This window comes from Actinoplanes sp. CA-252034 (genome assembly GCF_050956125.1).
GTDB lineage: Bacteria > Actinomycetota > Actinomycetes > Mycobacteriales > Micromonosporaceae > Actinoplanes.
In genome coordinates, this window is the sequence record NZ_CP191846.1 from 9,929,755 (window position 1) to 9,949,270 (window position 19,516).

Genomic DNA, 19,516 nt, shown 5'->3' on the forward strand with positions numbered 1-19,516 from the left:
AGAGCACGCCGGTATGACGTTATTCCGGGCCAGGAAGGGCGACCGCACCGGAATCACACCGAACGGCCGATGAGAGACCTCCGTCCGGCCGGGTTCACCAGCCGCGGCCGGCCGGCCGATCCGGCACCCGGCACATGGCGGAGCGACCGCCCACCTGGACCCGCACCGGGGAACCGGCGCGCGGGACGTGGGTGGGCGACGGCTCGCGTGCCGGTGACGGACGGCGGGGGCCGGCGCCCGGCCCGGGGCTGGAGGCGATGTGCCTCTTGCGTGGGGGCGGGAGGCGTGGACCGTACCGGAAAAGGTCAGTGGGTGGCGGGACTCGTTGCACCGGAGGTGGCGCCGGACGGGCCGCTTCGCGGGCCGGCGGCGAGGGTCGCCTCGGTGAGGTCGATGGCTTCGGTGACCGTACGGGCGGTGAGCAGCATGTCCATCGCCGCCGGGCGGACGAATCCCTGGTCGGCGAGGGTGCCGAGCCAGCGGGTGAGGCCGTCGTAGAAGCCGTCCGGGTCGAGCAGGATGATCGGCTTGGAGTGGACGTCGAGGGTGGAGGTGGTCCAGACCTCGAAGAGCTCGTCGAGCGTGCCGAGGCCGCCGGGCAGGGTGAGGAAGGCGTCCGACCGGTCGATCATCACCGTCTTGCGGGCGGCCATGTCGTCGGTGATCACCAACTCGGTGGAGGCCTCGTCGGCGACCTCGAGGTCGACCAGGCGCTGCGGGATGATGCCGAGGGTGTGGCCGCCGGCCGAGCGGGCACCGTCGGTGACGGCACCCATCATGCCGACCCGGCCGCCGCCGGAGACCAGGGTGTGACCGCGGCGGGCCAGCTCCCGTCCGGTCTCGGCGGCCAGGTCGAGCCAGCGCTGGTCGAGCGTGGTCGAGGAGGCGCAGAAGACGCAGATCGCGGCCATGTCAATCCTGTCCGGCGGGGTCGGCCTCGGTGATGATCCGGACGGCCTCGGCGACGTCGTCGGTGACCCGGATGAGATCGAGGTCCGCGCCACTGATCTTGCCGTCGTCGAGCATCCGGCTCTTCATCCAGTCGAGAAGGCCGCCCCAGTACTCGGTGCCCATCAGGATCACCGGGAAGCGGGTCACCTTCTTGGTCTGGACCAGGGTGATCGCCTCGAACAGCTCGTCCAGGGTGCCGAAGCCGCCGGGCAGGACCACGAACGCCTGCGCGTACTTGACGAACATGGTCTTGCGGACGAAGAAATAGCGGAAGTCGATGCCGATGTCGACCCAGTCGTTGAGGCCCTGCTCGAAGGGGAGCTCGATGCCGAGGCCGACGGACATGCCGCCGGCGTCGGTGGCGCCCTTGTTGGCCGCCTCCATGACGCCGGGGCCGCCACCGGTGATCACGGCGTAGCCGGCCTCGGCGAGGGCGGCGCCCAGGTTCTCGGCCAGCTCGCACTCGAAGCTGTCGGGGGCGCTGCGGGCCGAGCCGAAGACACTGACCGCTCGCGGCAGGTCGGCGAGCGTGTCGAAGCCCTCCACGAACTCGGAGAGGATCCGCAGCGCCCGCCAGGCGTCCTTGGTCTTCCACTCCTCCCGGTTGTGGGAGTCGAGCAGTTTCTGATCAGCCGTGCTCGGCGGGATGGCGTCACGGCGCAACGTGACGGCTCCTCGATGACGCTCCGGCGCCGGCTGTCGCCCGTTGGTGCTCTCCGTCATGCCACAAAGGTAGTGCGGACGGTCAGTACCCGGTGAATAACCGGCTGCGTTTCGGTAAGAGGATTGCGACCCGCAGACCTTTTTGCCAGATTGAATCAACCGACAGTAGCTCTGACGCGTCTGTACGGTTACCGCCCTGGCATCACCGGCTCCCCGCGAAGGAGCGACCACCGTGACGAATCGACACGAGCGCCTCAGGATGCAGCACCGGATACGTCTGGTGCTGGAGGAACGGCGGGCTGCCTTCGCGGCCCGTGACACGGAGCCGGCCGTCGACCCGGAGGCGACGATGGAGATCCCACCGCCGCAGCGTGCCGTCGGCCGGGTGACGGTGCGGTACTAGGGGGCCAGCCAACGGTAGAGGGTGGCCGCCCCGTCGCGGATCTTGCCGATCTCGACGTGCTCGTCCGGCGCGTGGGCCAGCGCCGGGTCGCCGGGGCCGTAGTTGAGCGCCGGGATGCCGAGCGCCGCGAACCGGGCCACGTCGGTCCAGCCCAGCTTCGCGGCCGGCTCGATGCCGACGGCGGCGAGGAACTCACGGGCCGGCGCCGCGTCGAGGCCCGGCAGCGCGCCCGGCGCCGAGTCGGTGACCTCCACGTCGAAGCCCTGGAAGACCTCGCGCAGGTGCTCGGTCGCCTGCTCCTCCGAACGGTCCGGGGCGAACCGCAGGTTGACCTCGACGACACACTCGTCGGGCACCACGTTGCCGGCGACGCCACCGGAGATCCGGACCGCGCTCAGCCCCTCCCGGTAGGTGCAGCCGTCGATGGTGACAGTCCGCGGGTGGTACGCCTCGAGCCGTCGCAGCACCTCACCGGCCGCATGGATGGCGTTGACGCCACGCCAGGAACGGGCCGAGTGCGCCCGTCGGCCCCGGGTGGTCACCCGCGCCAGCATGGTGCCCTGGCAGCCGGCCTCGACCGCGCCGAACGTCGGCTCGAGCAGCACCGCGAAGTCGGCCCGCAGCCACTTGGGGTGCTCCTCGGCGACCAGGTTGAGCCCGTTGAACTCGGACTCGATCTCCTCGGACTCGTAGAACAGGTAGGTCACGTCGTACTGCGGGTCGGGCAGGGTGACCGCCAGGTGCAGGGCGAGCGCGACGCCGCCCTTCATGTCGGCGGTGCCGCAGCCGTAGATCAGGTCGTCGACGACGGTCGACGGCAGGTTTCCGTTGACCGGGACGGTGTCGAGGTGACCGGCGAGGATCACCCGCTGGTCGCGACCCAGTTTGGTACGGGCCATCACCGTGTTCCCGACGCGGCGGACGCTCAGGTGGCCGGCCTCCTTGAGGACGTCCTCGACGCAGTCGGCGATCGCCTTCTCGTCGCGGGACACGGACTCGACGTCGACGAGGGCGCGGGTCAGCACCACGGGGTCGACCAGCACGTCCGGGGTAAGCGGGTTGGCCATGTGCGCACCATACCGGGGCACGCCGAGCCTCCTGATCACTCATCGAGGGTCCGGTAGGGTTCGGGTCGTGGAAACCGCGATCTCGACTTCGCCCGCCTGGGGCATCGGCCTCGCCACCGTGACCGCTGAGGGGCAGGTCCTCGACACCTGGTTCCCCGCGGGACACCTCGGCCTGGGTGAGGAGCCCGCCGAGCCGCCGGTGCTGCCGGCCGGCCAGACCGGCCCGAAACTGCTTCCCGGCCTGAGCACCGTCGAGGTGCGGGTGCTGGTCAAGTCGCTGGCCGACCCGATCGGTGACGCGTCGGACGCCTACCTGCGGCTGCACCTGCTGTCGCACCGGATGGTCCGGCCCAACGAGGTGAACCTGGACGGCGTCTTCGGCAAGCTGGCCAACGTGGCGTGGACGTCGGCCGGCCCGGTGCCGCCGGAGCGGGTCGACGAGCTGCGGTTCCTGGAGCGGGCGGCGGGCCGTCATCTGGCCGTCTACGGGGTCGACAAGTTCCCCCGCATGATCGACTACGTGGTCCCGTCGGGTGTGCGGATCGCCGACGCCGACCGGGTCCGTCTCGGCGCCCACCTGGCCTCCGGCACCACCGTGATGCACGAGGGCTTCGTCAACTTCAACGCCGGCACGCTCGGCACCTCGATGGTCGAAGGCCGGATCGTGCAGGGTGTGGTCGTCGGTGACGGCTCGGACATCGGCGGCGGCTCGTCGATCATGGGCACGCTGTCCGGGGGCGGCAAGGAGAAGGTGCGGATCGGTGAGCGCAGTCTGCTCGGCGCCAACGCGGGTGTCGGCATCTCGCTGGGCGACGACTGCGTGGTCGAGGCCGGCACCTACATCACGGCCGCCTCGAAGATCACCCTGCCCGACGGCCGTGTGGTGAAGGCCATCGAGCTGTCCGGTGTGAACAATCTCCTGTTCTGGCGCAACTCGGTCTCCGGCGCGCTGGAGGCCCGCTCACGCAAGGGCACCGGCATCGAGCTGAACAGCGCTTTGCACGCCAACGACTGAGCTATTCCCGACGCAGTGCCCTGGCGGCCGCCGTTTGCACGGCGGCCGTCAGTGCGTCCAGGGCCGGGGAGGAGAGCCGCCAGCACTGCCAGTAGAGCGGAACGTCCAGGTGGCTGCCGGGGCGGATCTCGACGAGACGGCCCGCCTCCAGATGCGGGCGGGCCTCCTGCTCGAAGAGCATTCCCCAGCCGAGGCCCATCAGCAGGGCCCGGTTGAACGCGGCCGTGGCCGGCAGGTAGTGGATCGGCGTGTCGTGGGCCAGGTCGAGGAACCGGTGCTGGAGCCGATCCTTGCGGTTGTAGAGAAGCGCCGGCGCGGACCCGCCGAGGCCGGGCGCGGCCACCCCGAGATAGCGCATGACGCCCAGCTTCTCCACCCCGCAGCCCTGCACCGGCACGTGCTCGGAGGTGACCGCCGCCATTGCTGCCCCCGACCGCAGCAGCTCGGTGGTGTGCTCCTGGTCGTCGGTGTGGATCTCGAAGAGCACGCCGGGCACGCTCGTCAGCACCGGAAGGAACCAGCTGTCCAACGAGTCGGCGTTGACGACGACCGAGATGCGCACATTGTCGGCGCCCAGGAGCTCGCGCTCCAGCAGGGCCACCTGGTGGGCGAAGCGGAGCAGCCCCTGACCGGCCGTGGTGGCCGTGCACGGCTTGGCACGGCGCACCAGCACCTGGCCCACGGCCTGCTCGAGCGCCTTGATCCGCTGGCTGACCGCGGACGGTGTGACGTGCAGCGCGCGGGCCGCCGCCTCGAAACTGCCCTGCTCCACGACGGCCCGGAAGGTCGCCAGCTGCACCTGGTCCACATCAGGAAAACTAATCCATCGTCAAAATGATTAGCTGGAGTGGTGCCGGGGACGACCGTACCGTCGGGGCATGCTCTCCTCCGCCATCGCCGGGTTCGTCGCGTCAGCCGTGCTGATCATCGCCATCGGGGCTCAGAACGCGTTCGTCCTGCGTCAAGGGTTGCGCCGGGAGCACGTACTCCCCGTGGTGTTGACCTGCGCCCTCTCCGACCTCGCGCTGATCGGGGCCGGCATCGCCGGCCTCGGCGCTGTCCTGACCGCGCAACCCGCCCTGATCACCGCGATCCGGTGGGCGGGGGCCGCCTTCCTGATCGGGTACGCGATCCTCGCCGCCCGCCGAGCGCTGCGCCCCCGGGCCGCCCTCGACCCGGCCGCGCAGGCCCCGGCGACGCTGCGGGCCACCCTGCTCACCTGCCTGGCCCTCACCTACCTCAACCCGCACGTCTACCTCGACACCGTGCTGCTGCTCGGCTCGGTCGCCCAGCAGCACGCCAGCCGCTGGGCGTTCGGCCTCGGGGCTGCCGCCGCCAGCCTCGGCTGGTTCGTCGCGCTCGGTGTCGGCGCACGACGCCTCGCTCCACTTCTGGCCCGGCCCGCGGCGTGGCGGGTGCTGGACGGTTCGATCGCACTGGTCATGGCGGTTCTGGGCGTGACCCTGATCGTGCAGGCTTGACCCTCGACGAGGTCGAGGCACCAGGGTTCCGGACTGTGGAGAGCGACATGCGAGGGATCGGCGAGGCGGCCCGGGCCAGCGGGCTGAGCATCAGCGCGCTGCGGTTCTACGACAGCGCGGGCGTGCTGGTCCCGGCCGCGGTGGACCCGGCGACCGGCTACCGCCGGTATACGTCCGAGCAGGTCAGAGCGGCCCGGCTGATCGCCGGCCTGCGGCGGGTGGGCATGCCGGTCGCCGAGATCGCGGCGGCGGTCCAAGACCTTCTCAACGACCCCGCGGCGGTACGGGCGAAGCTGGACGACCACCTGCTCCGGCTGGAGTCCGGTCTCGCCGACGCCAGACGTGAGCTCCTCCGCCTACACACCCTGCTCGACCTGGAGGAGAACCTGATGACCCGGATCACCCTGCCCGCCGCCGACCTGTCCGCGGCCCTCGGCGCCGTGCTGTTCGCCGCCGCCGGCGCCACCGGGCCGATCCCGGCCGGCGTGCTGTTCGAGACGGGCGACGACACCGTCACGCTGGTCGCGACCGATCGCTTCCGGCTCGCGGCCGCCACCGCCCCGGCCGTCGTGGAGGGCTCGCCGGCCCGGCTGTTCCTGCCCTTGCCGCCGGCCGAGGAGCTGCACGGCATCCGTACCGGCTCGATCACCGTGGACCTCACCGACGACCTGGTCACCGCCCGTGCCGGCGACCGGACCGTCTCCGGCGAGCCGATCGACATGGACTTCCCCGACTACCGGCGTCTGCTCCCGCCGCCCGGCGCCACCCTCACCGTCGACGTGGCCGAGTTGCGTGACCTGCTCGCCGCCGCGCCGGTGATCGACCGCGAGCACGAGGGCCGGCCGTACCCGGTGTCGGTCCTCGGCGTCGACCATGAGGGCCGGGTGCGCTTCGCCGGCGCCGACGAGTGGGCCGCCGACACCGAGTCGCACGTGGCGGTCAACCGGGAGTTCCTGCTGCAGGCACTCGACGCCGGCGCCGCCGGTCAGCTCGAGCTCGAGCTCGACGGGCCGGTCCGCCCGCTGATCGTCCGCCCGGTGGGAGCGGCGTCTCATTTCTCGCTCCTCATGCCTGTCCGGCACTGAGCGGCCGCCGCCCCTGATGGTCGCCGCCGCTCCACGTGGCTGCCGCCCCTGGTGGTCGCCGCCGCTTCTCGAAGCCGCCACCGCACCACGTGGCCGCCGGCGTTTCTCGGTAGCCGCCGGCGTTTCTCGGTAGCCGCCGTCGCTCCTTCGTGGCGGTCGCTCTTGAGAGGTTGGTAACCGTTCAGCCACAGTCCGGCACCGGTCCTGGAAAGGCCGTGAGATCGAGTCGCTGCTGGAGACCCGGCCCGGCTACTTTCGCAGACGTGCGCAGCAACCGGCAGGAGGAAGAGCTCAACGCCGCGGCTACCGGCGCCTCCATGACCGGGTGGGAGTTCGCCTGGCTGGACGGCCTGGCCGTGGCGTCCGAGCCGTCCTGGTCGTACCTCGATCTGGCCCGCCCCCTGGTGCGCCGCGCCGGCAGCGTCCTCGACCTCGACACCGGCGGCGGCGAGCTGCTCGCCGAGTTGGCCCCACTCCCCCGCGCACCGTCGCGGTGGAGACGTGGGCCCGCAACACACCCGCCGCCCGCGAACGGCTCGCCCCGTTCGGGGTGGCGGTGCAGACCGAGCTGCCATCCGAGGAGAACGAGTTCGACCTCGTCCTCAGCCGGCACGGGCGGCTTCCCGCCGCCGACATCGCCCGCCTGCTCAAACCCGGCGGGGTCCTGCTCACCCAGCAGGTCGGCAGCGGCGACCTGGCCGAGCTCAACACCGCCCTCGGCGCGCCGCCGCCGCATCCGCGCCGGTGGGACGCCGAGGTCGCGGTCGGCACGCTGCGCGCAGCCGGGCTGCACGTCACCGACGTCCGCGAGGAGCATCCGCTCCTCGCCTTCCACGACATCGCCGCGGTGGTCCATCAACTGCGGTCGGTGCCTTGGCAGATCAGAGACTTCACCCCCATGCGGTACGAACGGGAGCTCGCCCGTCTGTCGGCGACCATCCGGGCGCGGGGCTCTTTCACGGTCCGGTCCCACCGGTTCCTCGTCCGCGCCGAGCGACCGACAGAGGCATAAGCGCCAAGCCTCTTTCAGGGGAACGCGCGCCGAGGAGCCGTTAACCCATTAGGGTCCACCGGGCTGAAATTGTTCCGAGAATCGCTCCGATTTTGTCGTTAATCGGGCCGGTAATTCACGTTCCGGGCATCATTCCGGGCGTATTCGGCAATCCGAGTCAAACTCGGGGTTGCCCGCACGGGCGGCCGGTGCATCACACTCATCGATGCAGCTCAAGGCCAGTTTCATCGATCTTCGCCACGGCGTGCCGGTGATCACGGCGACAGGCGCAGTCACGCCGACGGGGTAACCGGGACGGACCGCAACCGCCGCCGTCTCGCATGCAACAGGCGAACGATATGGACGATCGTCGCCTTGGGCCGGGTCCGCCATCTTTGTCGCAGCGCCGGGTGGTCTTACGGCCCCGGCGACACCCGATTAACGACGTGCACCCCGAGTAAGTCGCTCGTGACTCATCCGGGGTGAATACACCCTGAACCCGTTCCAGGAGGAACATTCCCATGCGCAAGATCACCAAGCGTTCCGCTGCCGTCATCACCGCCGCCGTCGTGGCCGTCGGCGCGGCCGGCGCGGCGTGGGCCGTCTGGGGTGTGAACGGAGTCGGCACCGCTTCCGCGTCGGCCGGCAACGTCCTGCCTCTCGGTGTCGGCACCGCCATCACGCTGAACCCGCCGGCGTTCTTCCCGGGCAGCCAGCACAGTGTCGCCTTCACCGTGACGAACCCGAACCCGTTCCCGGTCGAGATCCAGGGCATCACCATCACCGACATCGACAGCGGGTCGGCGGCTTGCGCGGACGACAACGTCCTCGCCGTCGCCGGAGCCACTCCCGCCGCCGGCGCTGTCCTGGAGATTCCCGCGAACACCACCATCCCGCAGTCGGTTACCTACAACAACGCGATCCGGATGATCGCCGACGCGGCGAACGGCTGCAAGACGGTCCCCTTCACCTTCAAGGTCAACGTCCAGGCCGGCAGCGACGCCACCGACCCGGCCCCTGTCGCGCCCTGATCCATCGGTTCGGGGGGCATCCGGTGATGCCCTCCGAACCTTCTGCTCCCGACCAGAGACAGGAATGGCTACGTGCTCACATCGTCGCTGCGCGCCCGGCCCGTAATCGCGGTCGCAACCGTTGCAGCTCTGCTGATGACGGGTGGTGCGGCGTGGGCACTGTGGCAGGTCACGGGGTCCCAGGCGGCGACGACAGCCGCGCAGAACGCAACCGACCTCCGGCTCGTCGGACGACCGGACCCGAACCGGCCGCTCTACCCGGGAGTCAGGGTGGACCTTGCCGTCACGGTGCACAACGACAATCCGTTCCCCGTGCTCGTCAACGTGCTCCGTATGGGAAACAGCCCGGTCACCGCTGACCCGCCTCATCGAGATGCCGGCTGCATCGTCACCGGCGTTGCGCTGGTCACCTCGCCGATGACGGTCACCTGGCGGGTCAATCCGAACACCAAGAAGGACTTCATCCTCACCGAAGGCCTGACCATGTCCAACGACTCGGACTCGGCCTGTCAGGGTGCCGCCTTCAGTGTTCCGCTCACCGCGAGCGGGCGAAGCAATGTCTCGTGACCGTCGGCGACGGCGGTGGCTGAAGAAGCTGGTGGCCAGCGGGACGGCTGTGAGCTGCGTGTGGGTCGCGGGCGATTCGCGTACCGAAGCGTCTGTGGTCGGATCTGCCGACCGGACCGCTTTCGCGTTCACGGTGAGCGGGACCGTGATGCGGGATCTTCACCCGGGCGCCGTCAGGCGCACTCGGGTGACCGTTGCGAATCCCTATCCGTTTCCGATCAAGGTGCGATCGATCGAGGCCCGCGTCATGTCGACCTCCCAGCGGCGCTGCCGTCCTACGCCGGCCAATCTGGGGGTCGGCTCCTATCGCGGCGCGCTGCCGCTGACCGTACCGGCGCACGGACGCAGGACCGGTGGGGATTTCGAGGTGAGGATGCCGAACACGGTGGCCGAGGCCTGCAAGAACACGACGTTCGAGCTGGAGTTCACGGCCCGGGCCGGCCGGGTGTCGCGGTGAGGCGGCGGACGGCGGCCGGGATCGTCGCGGCGGGGGCGGTCGCGGCGGTCGCGCTGGGCAGCGGGCTGACCGCCTGGGCGGGCTGGGCGGTGGGGACGAGCAACGGGGCGGCGACTCTCCGCGGGGAGACGCTGCCTTCGGTGGGGAAGCCGGAAGCGGTGCTGAACGGCGCCGGGGTGCCGAGAGTCAGCTGGGTGGGGGTCGAGTTTCCGTCGGGGGCGGCGGTCGGCGGCTACGCGGTGACGCGGCATGTGGGGGCGGTGCGGGTCGAGGTCTGCCGGGTGGCGGCGGCGACCTCGACCTGCACCGATTTGACGGCGGAGCCGGGGAGCTCGGTCACCTACACGGTGCGGGCCGTGGCCGGGGACCGGTGGGCGGGGGCGGCGAGTCCGAAGAGTGGATCGCTCACCGTTCCGGGTGGCGCCACCGCGGCGAAGAGACCCACCCCAGCGGTTACCGACAGTGACATGGGCGCGGGGAAGAAGGTCGTGTCGGACGGCGGCGGCGACGGGGTGGACGGCGCGGCGGCGACGCCGACGAGCCCCGCGCCGGGTCCCCCGTCGTCCGCACCTTCGGCCACCGCCGGGCCGGCGACGAGTAGCGCTTCGCCGTCGCCGTCGGTGACGGCTGGAGGGGAGGGCGGGGGCGCCGGATAGGGGTCGCGTCATCGGAGGGGTGTGCGGCGGTGGACATGGCCGGACAGGCGATGTTTCAGCCGGTTGTGGACGGGTCGATCGTCTGGCGCGGGTTGGCCGGACGGTCGATTTCGTCACCCCGCAGGGGTAAGCCGTAACGGCAGACCTGTCCGATTTATGCGCTGGGAAGGGCGGACGGAAAACCGATCACATCGGACATCCGCGTCGGGGAACGTTATATGAGCGCCGAACCCGGCATCTTTCCCACCGGCCTCGAGGAGGAACGAGCCGCATGCCCGAACCAAGGGATCCCCGCGCGGCGGCTGCCACCGAGGTCGCTTCGTGAATCGGCGCGACACCCTGCCCGGATTCACCGAGAGCGACGGCCGGATGCCCTCGCATCTGGAACTCGACCCCGCCGATCACGAGGAGCCCACCTGGGAGGTACTGCATCCGGCGAAGCGGCGGCGGTTCGATCGGCGTGCCCGGGTCATCCTCGCCGTCGCGGCGCTGGCGGCGCTGCTCGCGAACGCGGGTGCCGCGTGGGCCTACTGGCGGTTCAACAATCCGGCCGGGGAGCACGACTGGACGTCCGGGACCACCGTGGAGGTGACGTTGACGGCCATCTCCGATCCGGGACGGCCGCTGCGGCCGGGCATGTCGGGGAATCTCACGGTGACCGTCACCAACCAGCACGGGGTGCCGGTGCGGGTCACCGAGATCTTGCCGGGTGAGGGGGCTGTGATCGCCGACGGGATCCACCGGGAGTCCGGCTGCGCCGACCCGAGGGTGGAGTTCACGCGGGAGCGATTCCCGGTCTCGTGGGAGGTGCCACGGAACACGGTGGGGGCGTTCATTCTCAACGGCGCGCTGTCGGTACGGGCCGGCGGCGATCCGGCGTGCCAGGGGGCGACGTTCACCGTTCCGGTACGGGCGACGGCCGTACGCCCATGATCCGGGTCAGACGTTGAGGCGGTGGCGCGGGATCGGGCGCTCGATGCGGGCCGGGTCGACGACCACCGCGTCGTGCAGGACGTGCCGGGCCCGGTCGGTGGCGGCGCGCGTGAGGCGGCCGTCGTGGGAGGCCGCCTCGATGCCGTCGGCGATCACCTTGGCGGTGGCCTCGCCGTACGTACGGGCGTCGTGGATCTCGCGTTCGTGCATGAGGGACGCCTCGTGCTCGCGGAGCCGGGCGGCCCGCGCCTCGGCCCGCTCGTACGCGTTCCCGCGGGACACGAGCTTCAGCCCGATGGCCGCGCAGTCCAGGGCCACCAGCAGCAGCGCGACACCGAGGTAGAAGACGCCGACGCCCCAGACGTCGGTGCGGATGAGGTGCCACATCGCCGCGGTGCGGGCGCCGAAGCCGGAGTCGCCGCGTACCACCTCGGCGTTGGCGGCCCGTTCGGCGCTGATCCGTTCGGCCAGACGGGACTGTTCGCCGGCCCGTGCCGCCCGGGACTCGTGCTGGTGGTGCTGCAGGGCGGCGGCCTGCCGTTCCAGCCGGACGGCCTGGTCGTCGAGGGTGCGGGAACGGCGTACCAGTTGATGGCAGTAGCCGTTGCGAGGGCAGCCGGGGCTACGCGTGACACCGCGCCCGGCCGAGTCGTCGAGGGCCTGCCCGTACATGAGGCGGGCGTCCTCGCGTTTCTCGGCGGCCCGGTCGACGAGACGGCGTACCGCGGTGTCGTCGGCGGCGGTCTCCTCGCGCAGCTCGGCGAGGCGGGCCGTGTATCCGGCGACGGCCCCGCCCGCGTCCAGGTCGCTGAGCTGCTCACTGTGCACGGTGGCCAGGTGGGCGTCGATCTCGCCGCGGTACCGGGCCAGCATGAGCGGCTCGGTGATGACGATCGCGAACAGCAGCGCCAGGCTGAGCCGGCCCAGATAGAGGCCGAGAGTCGGCGGGCGCAGCAGGTGCCGCGGGTCCGACGAGTCCAGCCGTTCGTAGCTGATGGTCACCCGGCCCACGACCGCGCGGTCGTAGGCGACCACACCGATCGCCACGAGCGGCCCGACCACCCACTGGTACCAGGGATGGGCGTAGCCGGAGCTGGCGTCGATGAACGCGGCGCCACCCACCGTCGCGTAGACGAAGTACAGCAGGATGAAGACGCCGATCGATCGATACAGAACGCGGTCCGAGTGTGTGGTGACACTTCGGGGATTCACGTTCGCCACCCGCAGCAGCAGGTGCCCGAGGCCCTTGCGCATGCTGCCGAGTCTTGCCCACTCCCCGGCCGCCCGGAGGCGTTTTCGCCAGGATCAGGGGCGCAGGACCGTCGGCTCCGTGATGGTGACCCGCAGCAGGACCCGGGCCTCGACGGTCTGCTGCCGCGGATCCAGGTCGAAAGCGGCGCTGTCCTCGGCCTGGGCCGCCCCACCGGCCGCCCGCATCATCATCGGGTGGGCGCCGGCCGCCTCGGCGTCCGAGATCTCGACGATCCGGTCCAGCTCCGAGCCGACCGCCGCGGCGTACTCCCGGGCGCGGTCCAGGGCGTCGGTGACGGCCTCACGGCGTACGTCGGCTCCCGCTCGGCTGCCTGGCCGAAGCTGCCACCAGGGGCCGGAGACCGAGATGGACTCGCCGGTGGCGAGCCGGGCGAGCAACTCGCCGAGCGGGTCGAAGTCGGTGACCGTGACCGTGGTGGTCAGCGAGCCGGTGTGGATGGCGTTGCGATCGCTGCGGCGCCGGTACTCCTCGTAGACGTGCAGGCCGGCGGTCTCCCGGCGCTCGATGGCCGTCGCATATCCGTCGAGGATCGCCGCCACCTCGGCCGACCGCTCGGTGAGGCGGGCGACCACGGTGGGTTTGTCGCGGTCGCGCGCGGACACCGTCACGGAGAAGACGGCCTGTTCCGGGGGCACCTCACGGCGTGCCTCGCCGTGGACGGTCACGATCGTCGGGTCCACCACGGCGAGACTCTCCCTCTGCGTCAGAACGGCTCACTCAGGCGGTCGGCCGCGGCCGCCACCCGCTCGTCGGTCGCGGTCATCGCGATCCGCACGTGCTTCGCCGCGGCGGGGCCGTAGAAGGCGCCCGGAGCGGCCAGGATGCCCCGCCGGGCGAGCCGGTCGACGGTCGTCCAGCAGTCCTCGTCACGGGTCGCCCACAGGTAGAGGCCCGCCTCCGAGTGGCTGATCTCGAACCCGGCCTTGACCAGCGCGGACCGCAGGATCTCGCGGCGGGCGGCATAGCGCTCACGCTGCTCCCCCACATGCGTCTCGTCGGTCAGGGCGGCCACCATGGCGGCCTGCACCGGCGCCGGGACGATCATGCCGGCGTGCTTGCGGACCGCCAGCAGCTCGGCGATCAGCGCCGGGTCGCCGCCGACGAAACCGGCCCGGTAACCGGCCAGGTTGGAGCGTTTGGAGAGCGAGTGGACGGCCAGCACGCCGGTGTAGTCGCCGCCGGTCACCCGGTCGTCGAGCACCGACACGGGCGTGCTCTCCCAGCCGAGCGACAGGTAGCACTCGTCGCTGACCACGGTCACGCCGCGCTCGCGCCCCCAGTCGACGACCTTGCGCAGATGCTCCTCGGGGAGCACCCGGCCGGTCGGATTGGACGGTGAGTTGATCCAGATCAGCTTGATCCGGCGATCGGGGCCGAGCGCGGTGAGCGAGTCCGACCGGACCACCTCGGCGCCGGCCAGCCGGACGCCCGCCTCGTAGGTCGGGTAGCAGACCGACGGGATGACGACCACGTCGCCCGGCCGGACGCCGAGCAGCGTCGGCAGCCAGGCCACCAGCTCCTTCGAGCCGATCGTGGGCAGCACGCCGAGGTCACCGCTCGCCCGGCACTCCCGGGCGAGCCAGCCCGCGATCGCGGCACGCAGCTGCGGCGTGCCGGCGGTCAGCGGGTAGCCGGGCGCGTCGGAGGCCTCCGCGAGGGCCTGCCGGACCGACGCCGGAACCGAGTCGACCGGCGTGCCGATCGACAGGTCCACGATGCCGCCCGGGTGTGCCGAGGCGAGCTTCTTGGCCGGCTCCAGCAGGTCCCAGGGGAAGTCCGGCAGGGCCGATGACAGAGCGCTCAGTGTGCGTCCCCACGCGGAGGCTGTGCGAGCACGAACGGCGTGTCCTTGTCGATCTTGCCGACCTTGGAGGCGCCACCGGGCGAGCCGAGGTCCTCGAAGAACTCGTAGTTCGCGTTCGTGTAGTCCTTCCACTGCTCCGGCACGTCGTCCTCGTAGAAGATCGCTTCCACCGGGCAGACCGGCTCACAGGCTCCGCAGTCGACGCACTCATCGGGGTGGATGTAGAGCATCCGGTTGCCCTCGTAGATGCAGTCGACCGGGCATTCTTCGATACATGCCTTGTCCAGAACATCGACGCAGGGCTCAGCGATGATGTAGGTCACGGATCTTTCCCTCCAAAGCCACGCCGCGGAAACCGTCGACGATGAATTGCAGAGCCTAGTATTCCCGCCGAGGGAGGTAATGCGTGCTCCGACAGCAGGATGTGGGACACCGGGTGGTGGTACGGCGAATTGTAGGCGTATCCGGGGACAGGACGCTCTTCACGGATGCCCTGGGTGAGCTTGTGGACCTCACCGAGACCGATCTCACACTGGCCACGGCCAAAGGCACCATCCGGGTGCCCCTGCGCGAGGTGCACCGCGCCAAACGGGTGCCCGCCGCGCGCCGGCCCAGTGCCGCCGCCGTGATCGCCCTCGAGCACGCCGCCGACGAGGCGTGGCCCGCCCCGGTGCGCGGCCGGCTCGGCGGCTGGCTGCTGCGGGCCGCGGACAACTGGACCGGCCGCGCCAACTCCGCTCTCGCGGTCGGCGATCCGGACCGCCCGCTGGAGGCGGCCATCGACGCGGTCGTCCAGTGGTATGGCGAACGCGGCCAGCAACCCCTGATCAACGCCCCACTGCCGCTCGCCGCGCCGGTCAACGCGACCCTCGACGAGCGCGGCTGGACGAGCCGGCCGCTGACGCTGGTGCAGACCGCCCCGCTGGCCCCGATGCTGGCCGCCGCGGCCCGGGCCGACCTGCCGCCGGTCGATCTGGCCGACGCGGCCGGCGACGACTGGTATGCGATGGTCGCCGATCACAAGGGCACCCTGCCCGCGGCCGCGCTGACCATCCTGAACGGCGTGCCGGACCGGGTCTTCGCCCACGTCCGCGACACCGACGGCGAGTTGCTCGCGGTGGCCCGCGGCGCGGTGACCGGCCCGGATCGCTGGCTCGGCGTGTCGCTGGTGCAGGCCGCCCCGGCCGCTCGCCGGCGCGGCCTGGGCGGACACGTCGTCCGGGCGCTGGCGCACTGGGCGTCACAGCGCGGCGCCAGTCGTGCCTACCTGCAGGTGGAGGAGCGGAACACGGCGGCCGTCGCGTTGTACGGCCGGCTCGGCTTCAGCACCCACCACACCTATCTCACCAGGGAAGCCCCGGCGGATTAGCGGCCGACGACCCGGCGGGGGCGGGACTTGCGGGCCTCCGTGTACGCCTTCAGCGCCCGGGACCGGTAGTCACGGCCGAGCATGACGGCCGTCCAGTAGCCGACCAGCGTGCCCGCGATCGCACAGGCGCCATACAGCCAGATCTGCGCGAAGAAGTCACCGGCCCCGTTGGCAAACGGGCCGTGGCCACTCACGAGCGGCCCGGCCAGGACGGTCAGGGCCATGCCGCCGAGAGCGCCGAGCCCGACGTCGGGCAGCCAGTCGCCCGGCGCCTGCCGCTGCGACCGGAGGAATGCCAGGACGGCCAGGGTCACCGCGATCACCGCGAACATGACGATCGAGGCGACACTCTGGCCGCCGTCGTCCTCCGCGGAGAGCCTGATGACCAGCCGGGCGATCACGTTGACCGCGAACAGGGCGACGGCCAGCACCGTGATCCGGAACCAGCGCTGCTGCCTCATCTCGTCCTCCAGAAAGAGCACCGTGAATTACCGTGGCGGGATCGTAGCGCTCATCCTGGCCGATGGCGCCCCTGGATTCCTAGACGCTGCCCGACAGTTCGCTGTCCTTGCTCAACGGGGTGTCGCCGACCCTGTTCACCGGGATGAGGATCATCCGGTACACGTACACGGCGAAGGTCAGGCTCCCGGCCAGGATGGTCACCAGCGCCACCCAGTTCGTCCCGCCGACCAGGTAGTCGCCCTCGGACGTACGGGTACCGGCGGCGGCCAGCATGATCAGCGTCCACAGCGCCCACGGTGGGCCGGCCGCCCAGCGGCGGCCGGTCGTCGTCACGGCGAACCACGAGATCGCCAGGTTGACCCCGATCGCGAGCGGGACGGCGATCGGCAGCGGGGCGCCACTGCCGGTGTAGGGCGAGTCGCCGTCGAGCACCGCCCCGATCGCGCCGGTCCGCAGGGCGCTCAGCTGCAACTCGAGGAAGGCGGTCACCAGGGTGGCCACGAGCGCGACGCACATGCCGGCCGCCCGGATGAGCCGGCCGGCCGATGTCTCGTCGGTCATGCCAGCCCGCTGAACAGGTCGGACTCCCAGCCGTGCGGGCCCGAGCCGGGACCGCGGGTGCCCTTGACGAGTGTGTAGTACTCCACGCCCATGAACTCGCCGCCGAAGTCGCCGGCGATCCCGTAGAGCCACGAGTTGTCCGGGATCTGGGTGGCGTGGGCGCGCATCGCCGCGGTCTTCTTCGCATAGTGGTCGGTGCCGTCGACACGGGCCGCGATCTCCTCGTCCGGGGTCCCGAACGGCAGATCGTCGACCTTCTCCACGTCGGCGAACGGGTTGCTCTCCGACTCGCGGAACGCCTCCATGCCGTCCAGCAGGACGCTCAGCGGCATGGCCGTCCAGTAGATCTTCTCCGGGCCGTCGGCGCCGGCCAGCTCGGCGGCGCGCATCGCGACCCGGTGGGCCTGGATGTGGTCGGGATGGCCGTAGAACCCGTTCTCGTCATAGGTGATCATGACCTGCGGGCGGATCTCGCGCATGATCTCGACCAGGTGACCGGCCGCCTCGTCGAGGTCGGCCTGCCAGAACGCGCGGGGATGCTCGTTGGTGGGCAGGCCCATCATCCCGGAGTCACGGTAGCGACCGGGACCGCCGAGCATGCGGCGGTCGGTGACACCGAGCTCGGCGCAGGCGCGCTCCCACTCGACCAGGCGGTAACCGCCCAGCTGGTCGGCCTCGGCGGCGGCGAGCCGGGACAGCTCGGGGACGTGGATCTCACCCTCCTCCCCGAGGGTGCAGGTCACCAGGGTCACGTGGGCTCCGGCCGAGACGTAGTGGGCCATGGTCGCGCCGGTGCCGATCACCTCGTCGTCGGGGTGCGCGTGGACCAGCAGCAGGCGGCGGGCGGGCAACTCTTCAGTCACGGCCGATACTGTACGCGCGACCACCGACGAGTTCGGTCCTCCGGCCCACGGTTTGCCCGGCGCGAGTCACCTCGGATCGGCGATGCTGGAGCAGTGGAGTACCCGAACGCCGTGACCGTCGGGGCCGATGGCGCCCGAGTCGTGTTCCTCCGCTCGGCGGAGCTCTGGTCGCTGGACCTGCCCGCCGGGGTGGAGCGCCGGATCGCCGTGGGGCCGGTCGCCTCCTACGCGACCGATCGCGACGCCCGGGTCGCCGCCATGGTCCGCAACGGTGAGCTGCTCCGGGCCGACCTGGTCACCGGTGCGGTCACCGTGATGCCCACGGCCGGGCCCGCGTTCGACGCCCGGCCCGACCCGCGCGGCCACGCCATCGGCTACCTCACCGACCCCGGCGAGGCGGCGTCGCTGCACGTCATCGGGCCGGACGGTGACCGGCTGCTGGCCGGGGAGCCGGGCAACGCGTGGCGCGAGCACGGCGGGACGATCTCGTGGGGGATGCCGGGGACGTGGGCGGGCGAGTTCGGGCGTACCCGGGGATGGTGGTGGTCGCCGGACGGATCACAGATCCTGGCCGTGCGCAGCGCCCGGACGGTCAGCCTGCATCTGCTCGATCTGGACGACGGCTGGGTCGACGTGCACTGGGACCGGGAGACCTACCCCTACCTCGCGCAGGTCCGCTGGGTCGGCGGCGGCCCGCTGATCACCGTGCTGCGCCGGATGCAGCAGCACGGCCTGGTGCTCTCCATCGACCCGCGCACCGGTGAGACGCAGGTGCACGCCGAGCTCGCCGACGCCCGCTGGGTGGAGCCGATCCCGGGCACGCCGCGGCATCTGCCGGACGGGCGCGTGCTGGTCGGCGGCGAACTGGCCCACGACGGCTTCGACGCGCGCTGTCTCTTCGCCGACGGCAGCCTGCTCACCCCGCCCGGCCTCTACGTGCGCCGGGTGGCCGGCACCCTGCCGCGTCCCGGCGGGCCCGCCGGGACACCGGACCTGATCGTCGAGGGCAGCCTCGGCGATCCGGCGGTGCGGGAGGTGTTCCGGGTGCGTACCTCGCTCGGCGGGGGCGGGCCCGAGATCACCCGGGTGGCGTCGCTCACCGGCACGGAGCGGGTCACCGTCGGCGGCGACGTGCTGGTCGCCGGGCGCCGCGTGTGGCACGGCGACCGGGTGATCCCGCTGCGAGCGGAGACGCCGGACCCGTCCGGGCATCCCGAGCCGGTGCTGGAGCGGGTCACCGACCGGCGACTTCCGGCCGCGGTCCTCTACCCTGCCGGGCACGTCGGCGGGACCAGGCTTCCGGTGCTGGTCACCCTGGGCGACGGGCCGGGGCATCAGCAGGTCCTCGCGGACCCCGCGGCATGGCGGGAGCGACAGCGGTTCGCCGACTCCGGGTTCGCCGTGGTCAGCGTCGATTCCAGGGGTACGCCCGGAGTGGCCCCCAGTTTCGAGAAGGCGGTCCACCGGCGCCTCGCCGACGTGGTGCTCGCCGATCAGGCCGACGCCCTGCACGCCCTGCACGGCAAACACCCCGACCTCGACCTCGGCAGGGTCGCGGTGCACGGCCGTGGGCTGGGCGGATGGCTGGCCGCGCTGGCCGTGCTGCGCCGGCCGGAGGTCTTCCACCGGGCGGTCGCGCACCGGCCGGTCGTCGACTGGGCGCTGCTGCCGACGCCGGTGGCCGAGCGCTATCTGGGCGATCGGGGCGACTCCCCCGACGTGTACGCCCACCACTGTCTGCACGAGGCCGGCACGTCCCCGGACGTGTTGCTGGTCGGCGCCGAGCTGGACGGTTTCGCGTCGCGATCTGCCGTCACCTTCGAGGAGGAGCTAACCTTCTTGAAGGACAGCTAGTCACCAGGGAGCTAGGCGTGGAGCATGGTC

23 protein-coding genes are annotated in these 19,516 nt (G+C 71.4%); 12 read left to right on the top strand and 11 right to left on the bottom strand.

All coding sequences use genetic code 11. The features are described 5' to 3' along the window. Positions 1–305 precede the first annotated feature (305 nt). Positions 306–911: a TIGR00730 family Rossman fold protein gene (locus tag ACQPZW_RS44775; protein WP_433792064.1), complete on the bottom strand. Its 606-nt coding sequence runs from the start codon at positions 909–911 to the stop codon at positions 306–308. 1 nt (position 912) lies between these two features. After that, positions 913–1,674: a TIGR00730 family Rossman fold protein gene (locus ACQPZW_RS44780; protein WP_433792065.1), complete on the bottom strand. Its 762-nt coding sequence runs from the start codon at positions 1,672–1,674 to the stop codon at positions 913–915. Positions 1,675–1,846: 172 nt separating this feature from the next. Here ACQPZW_RS44780 and ACQPZW_RS44785 point away from each other — a divergent pair, with 172 nt between their 5' ends. Continuing rightward, entirely contained in the window at positions 1,847–2,017 is a 171-nt protein-coding gene (locus tag ACQPZW_RS44785) for a hypothetical protein (RefSeq protein ID WP_433792066.1), read from the top strand. On the opposite strand, the gene dapE is transcribed toward ACQPZW_RS44785, so the two are convergent. Then, a complete protein-coding gene (gene dapE / locus ACQPZW_RS44790; RefSeq protein WP_433792067.1) occupies positions 2,014–3,084 on the bottom strand; it encodes a succinyl-diaminopimelate desuccinylase in 1,071 nt (356 codons plus the stop codon). The genes ACQPZW_RS44785 and dapE overlap by 4 nt on opposite strands. A gap of 67 nt (positions 3,085–3,151) precedes the next feature. Between dapE and dapD the strand changes: the two genes are divergently transcribed. Continuing rightward, entirely contained in the window at positions 3,152–4,099 is a 948-nt protein-coding gene (gene dapD / locus ACQPZW_RS44795) for a 2,3,4,5-tetrahydropyridine-2,6-dicarboxylate N-succinyltransferase (protein WP_433792068.1), read from the top strand. Between the two features lies 1 nt (position 4,100). On the opposite strand, the gene ACQPZW_RS44800 is transcribed toward dapD, so the two are convergent. Then, positions 4,101–4,907, bottom strand: coding sequence for a LysR family transcriptional regulator ArgP (locus ACQPZW_RS44800; protein ID WP_433792069.1), 807 nt, complete (start codon positions 4,905–4,907; stop codon positions 4,101–4,103). 70 nt (positions 4,908–4,977) lie between these two features. On the opposite strand from ACQPZW_RS44800, the gene ACQPZW_RS44805 reads away from it, so the two are divergent. The 8 genes from ACQPZW_RS44805 to ACQPZW_RS44840 all read left to right on the top strand — a co-directional run bounded on the left by ACQPZW_RS44805 (position 4,978) and on the right by ACQPZW_RS44840 (position 11,300). Further along, positions 4,978–5,580, top strand: a complete 603-nt coding sequence (locus ACQPZW_RS44805) for a LysE/ArgO family amino acid transporter (RefSeq protein ID WP_433792070.1) — start codon at positions 4,978–4,980, stop codon at positions 5,578–5,580. Next, positions 5,577–6,665 carry a MerR family transcriptional regulator gene (locus ACQPZW_RS44810; RefSeq protein WP_433792071.1) on the top strand — a complete coding sequence of 363 codons (1,089 nt, stop codon included), beginning with the start codon at positions 5,577–5,579 and terminating at the stop codon, positions 6,663–6,665. The genes ACQPZW_RS44805 and ACQPZW_RS44810 overlap by 4 nt, the downstream gene beginning before the upstream one ends. A gap of 493 nt (positions 6,666–7,158) precedes the next feature. Beyond that, entirely contained in the window at positions 7,159–7,677 is a 519-nt protein-coding gene (locus ACQPZW_RS44815; RefSeq protein WP_433792072.1) for a class I SAM-dependent methyltransferase, read from the top strand. Between the two features lie 500 nt (positions 7,678–8,177). Next, positions 8,178–8,687 carry an LEA type 2 family protein gene (locus ACQPZW_RS44820; protein ID WP_433792073.1) on the top strand — a complete coding sequence of 170 codons (510 nt, stop codon included), beginning with the start codon at positions 8,178–8,180 and terminating at the stop codon, positions 8,685–8,687. Between the two features lie 72 nt (positions 8,688–8,759). Next, positions 8,760–9,254, top strand: coding sequence for a hypothetical protein (locus ACQPZW_RS44825; protein ID WP_433792074.1), 495 nt, complete (start codon positions 8,760–8,762; stop codon positions 9,252–9,254). Between the two features lie 31 nt (positions 9,255–9,285). After that, a complete protein-coding gene (locus ACQPZW_RS44830; RefSeq protein WP_433792075.1) occupies positions 9,286–9,711 on the top strand; it encodes a hypothetical protein in 426 nt (141 codons plus the stop codon). Continuing rightward, entirely contained in the window at positions 9,708–10,367 is a 660-nt protein-coding gene (locus ACQPZW_RS44835) for a hypothetical protein (protein ID WP_433792076.1), read from the top strand. Before ACQPZW_RS44830 ends, ACQPZW_RS44835 begins: the two co-directional genes overlap by 4 nt. 321 nt (positions 10,368–10,688) lie before the next feature. Continuing rightward, positions 10,689–11,300 (top strand): hypothetical protein, encoded by a 612-nt coding sequence (locus ACQPZW_RS44840; protein WP_433792077.1) that lies wholly within the window; start codon positions 10,689–10,691, stop codon positions 11,298–11,300. Positions 11,301–11,306: 6 nt separating this feature from the next. Here the strand turns inward: ACQPZW_RS44840 and ACQPZW_RS44845 are convergent, their stop codons facing one another. Genes ACQPZW_RS44845 through fdxA form a run of 4 tightly spaced genes read right to left on the bottom strand, consistent with a single transcriptional unit; the run spans position 11,307 to position 14,700 of the window. Then, positions 11,307–12,554, bottom strand: coding sequence for a DUF4407 domain-containing protein (locus tag ACQPZW_RS44845; RefSeq protein ID WP_433792078.1), 1,248 nt, complete (start codon positions 12,552–12,554; stop codon positions 11,307–11,309). Positions 12,555–12,605: 51 nt separating this feature from the next. Next, positions 12,606–13,256, bottom strand: a complete 651-nt coding sequence (locus ACQPZW_RS44850; RefSeq protein WP_433792079.1) for an SIMPL domain-containing protein — start codon at positions 13,254–13,256, stop codon at positions 12,606–12,608. Between the two features lie 20 nt (positions 13,257–13,276). Beyond that, positions 13,277–14,377, bottom strand: coding sequence for a succinyldiaminopimelate transaminase (gene dapC / locus ACQPZW_RS44855; RefSeq protein ID WP_433797823.1), 1,101 nt, complete (start codon positions 14,375–14,377; stop codon positions 13,277–13,279). Next, positions 14,374–14,700, bottom strand: coding sequence for a ferredoxin (gene fdxA / locus ACQPZW_RS44860; RefSeq protein WP_433792080.1), 327 nt, complete (start codon positions 14,698–14,700; stop codon positions 14,374–14,376). Before fdxA ends, dapC begins: the two co-directional genes overlap by 4 nt. Before the next feature lie 83 nt (positions 14,701–14,783). On the opposite strand from fdxA, the gene ACQPZW_RS44865 reads away from it, so the two are divergent. Then, positions 14,784–15,746 (top strand): GNAT family N-acetyltransferase, encoded by a 963-nt coding sequence (locus ACQPZW_RS44865; RefSeq protein ID WP_433792081.1) that lies wholly within the window; start codon positions 14,784–14,786, stop codon positions 15,744–15,746. On the opposite strand, the gene ACQPZW_RS44870 is transcribed toward ACQPZW_RS44865, so the two are convergent. The 3 genes from ACQPZW_RS44870 to mshB are packed head-to-tail and all read right to left on the bottom strand — an operon-like array spanning position 15,743 to position 17,632. After that, positions 15,743–16,228: a hypothetical protein gene (locus tag ACQPZW_RS44870; RefSeq protein WP_433792082.1), complete on the bottom strand. Its 486-nt coding sequence runs from the start codon at positions 16,226–16,228 to the stop codon at positions 15,743–15,745. The genes ACQPZW_RS44865 and ACQPZW_RS44870 overlap by 4 nt on opposite strands. A gap of 58 nt (positions 16,229–16,286) precedes the next feature. Next, positions 16,287–16,769: a hypothetical protein gene (locus ACQPZW_RS44875; protein WP_433792083.1), complete on the bottom strand. Its 483-nt coding sequence runs from the start codon at positions 16,767–16,769 to the stop codon at positions 16,287–16,289. Beyond that, entirely contained in the window at positions 16,766–17,632 is an 867-nt protein-coding gene (gene mshB, locus ACQPZW_RS44880; protein WP_433792084.1) for an N-acetyl-1-D-myo-inositol-2-amino-2-deoxy-alpha-D-glucopyranoside deacetylase, read from the bottom strand. Before mshB ends, ACQPZW_RS44875 begins: the two co-directional genes overlap by 4 nt. Before the next feature lie 93 nt (positions 17,633–17,725). Here mshB and ACQPZW_RS44885 point away from each other — a divergent pair, with 93 nt between their 5' ends. Then, positions 17,726–19,486: a prolyl oligopeptidase family serine peptidase gene (locus tag ACQPZW_RS44885; RefSeq protein WP_433792085.1), complete on the top strand. Its 1,761-nt coding sequence runs from the start codon at positions 17,726–17,728 to the stop codon at positions 19,484–19,486. Positions 19,487–19,516: the final 30 nt, after the last annotated feature.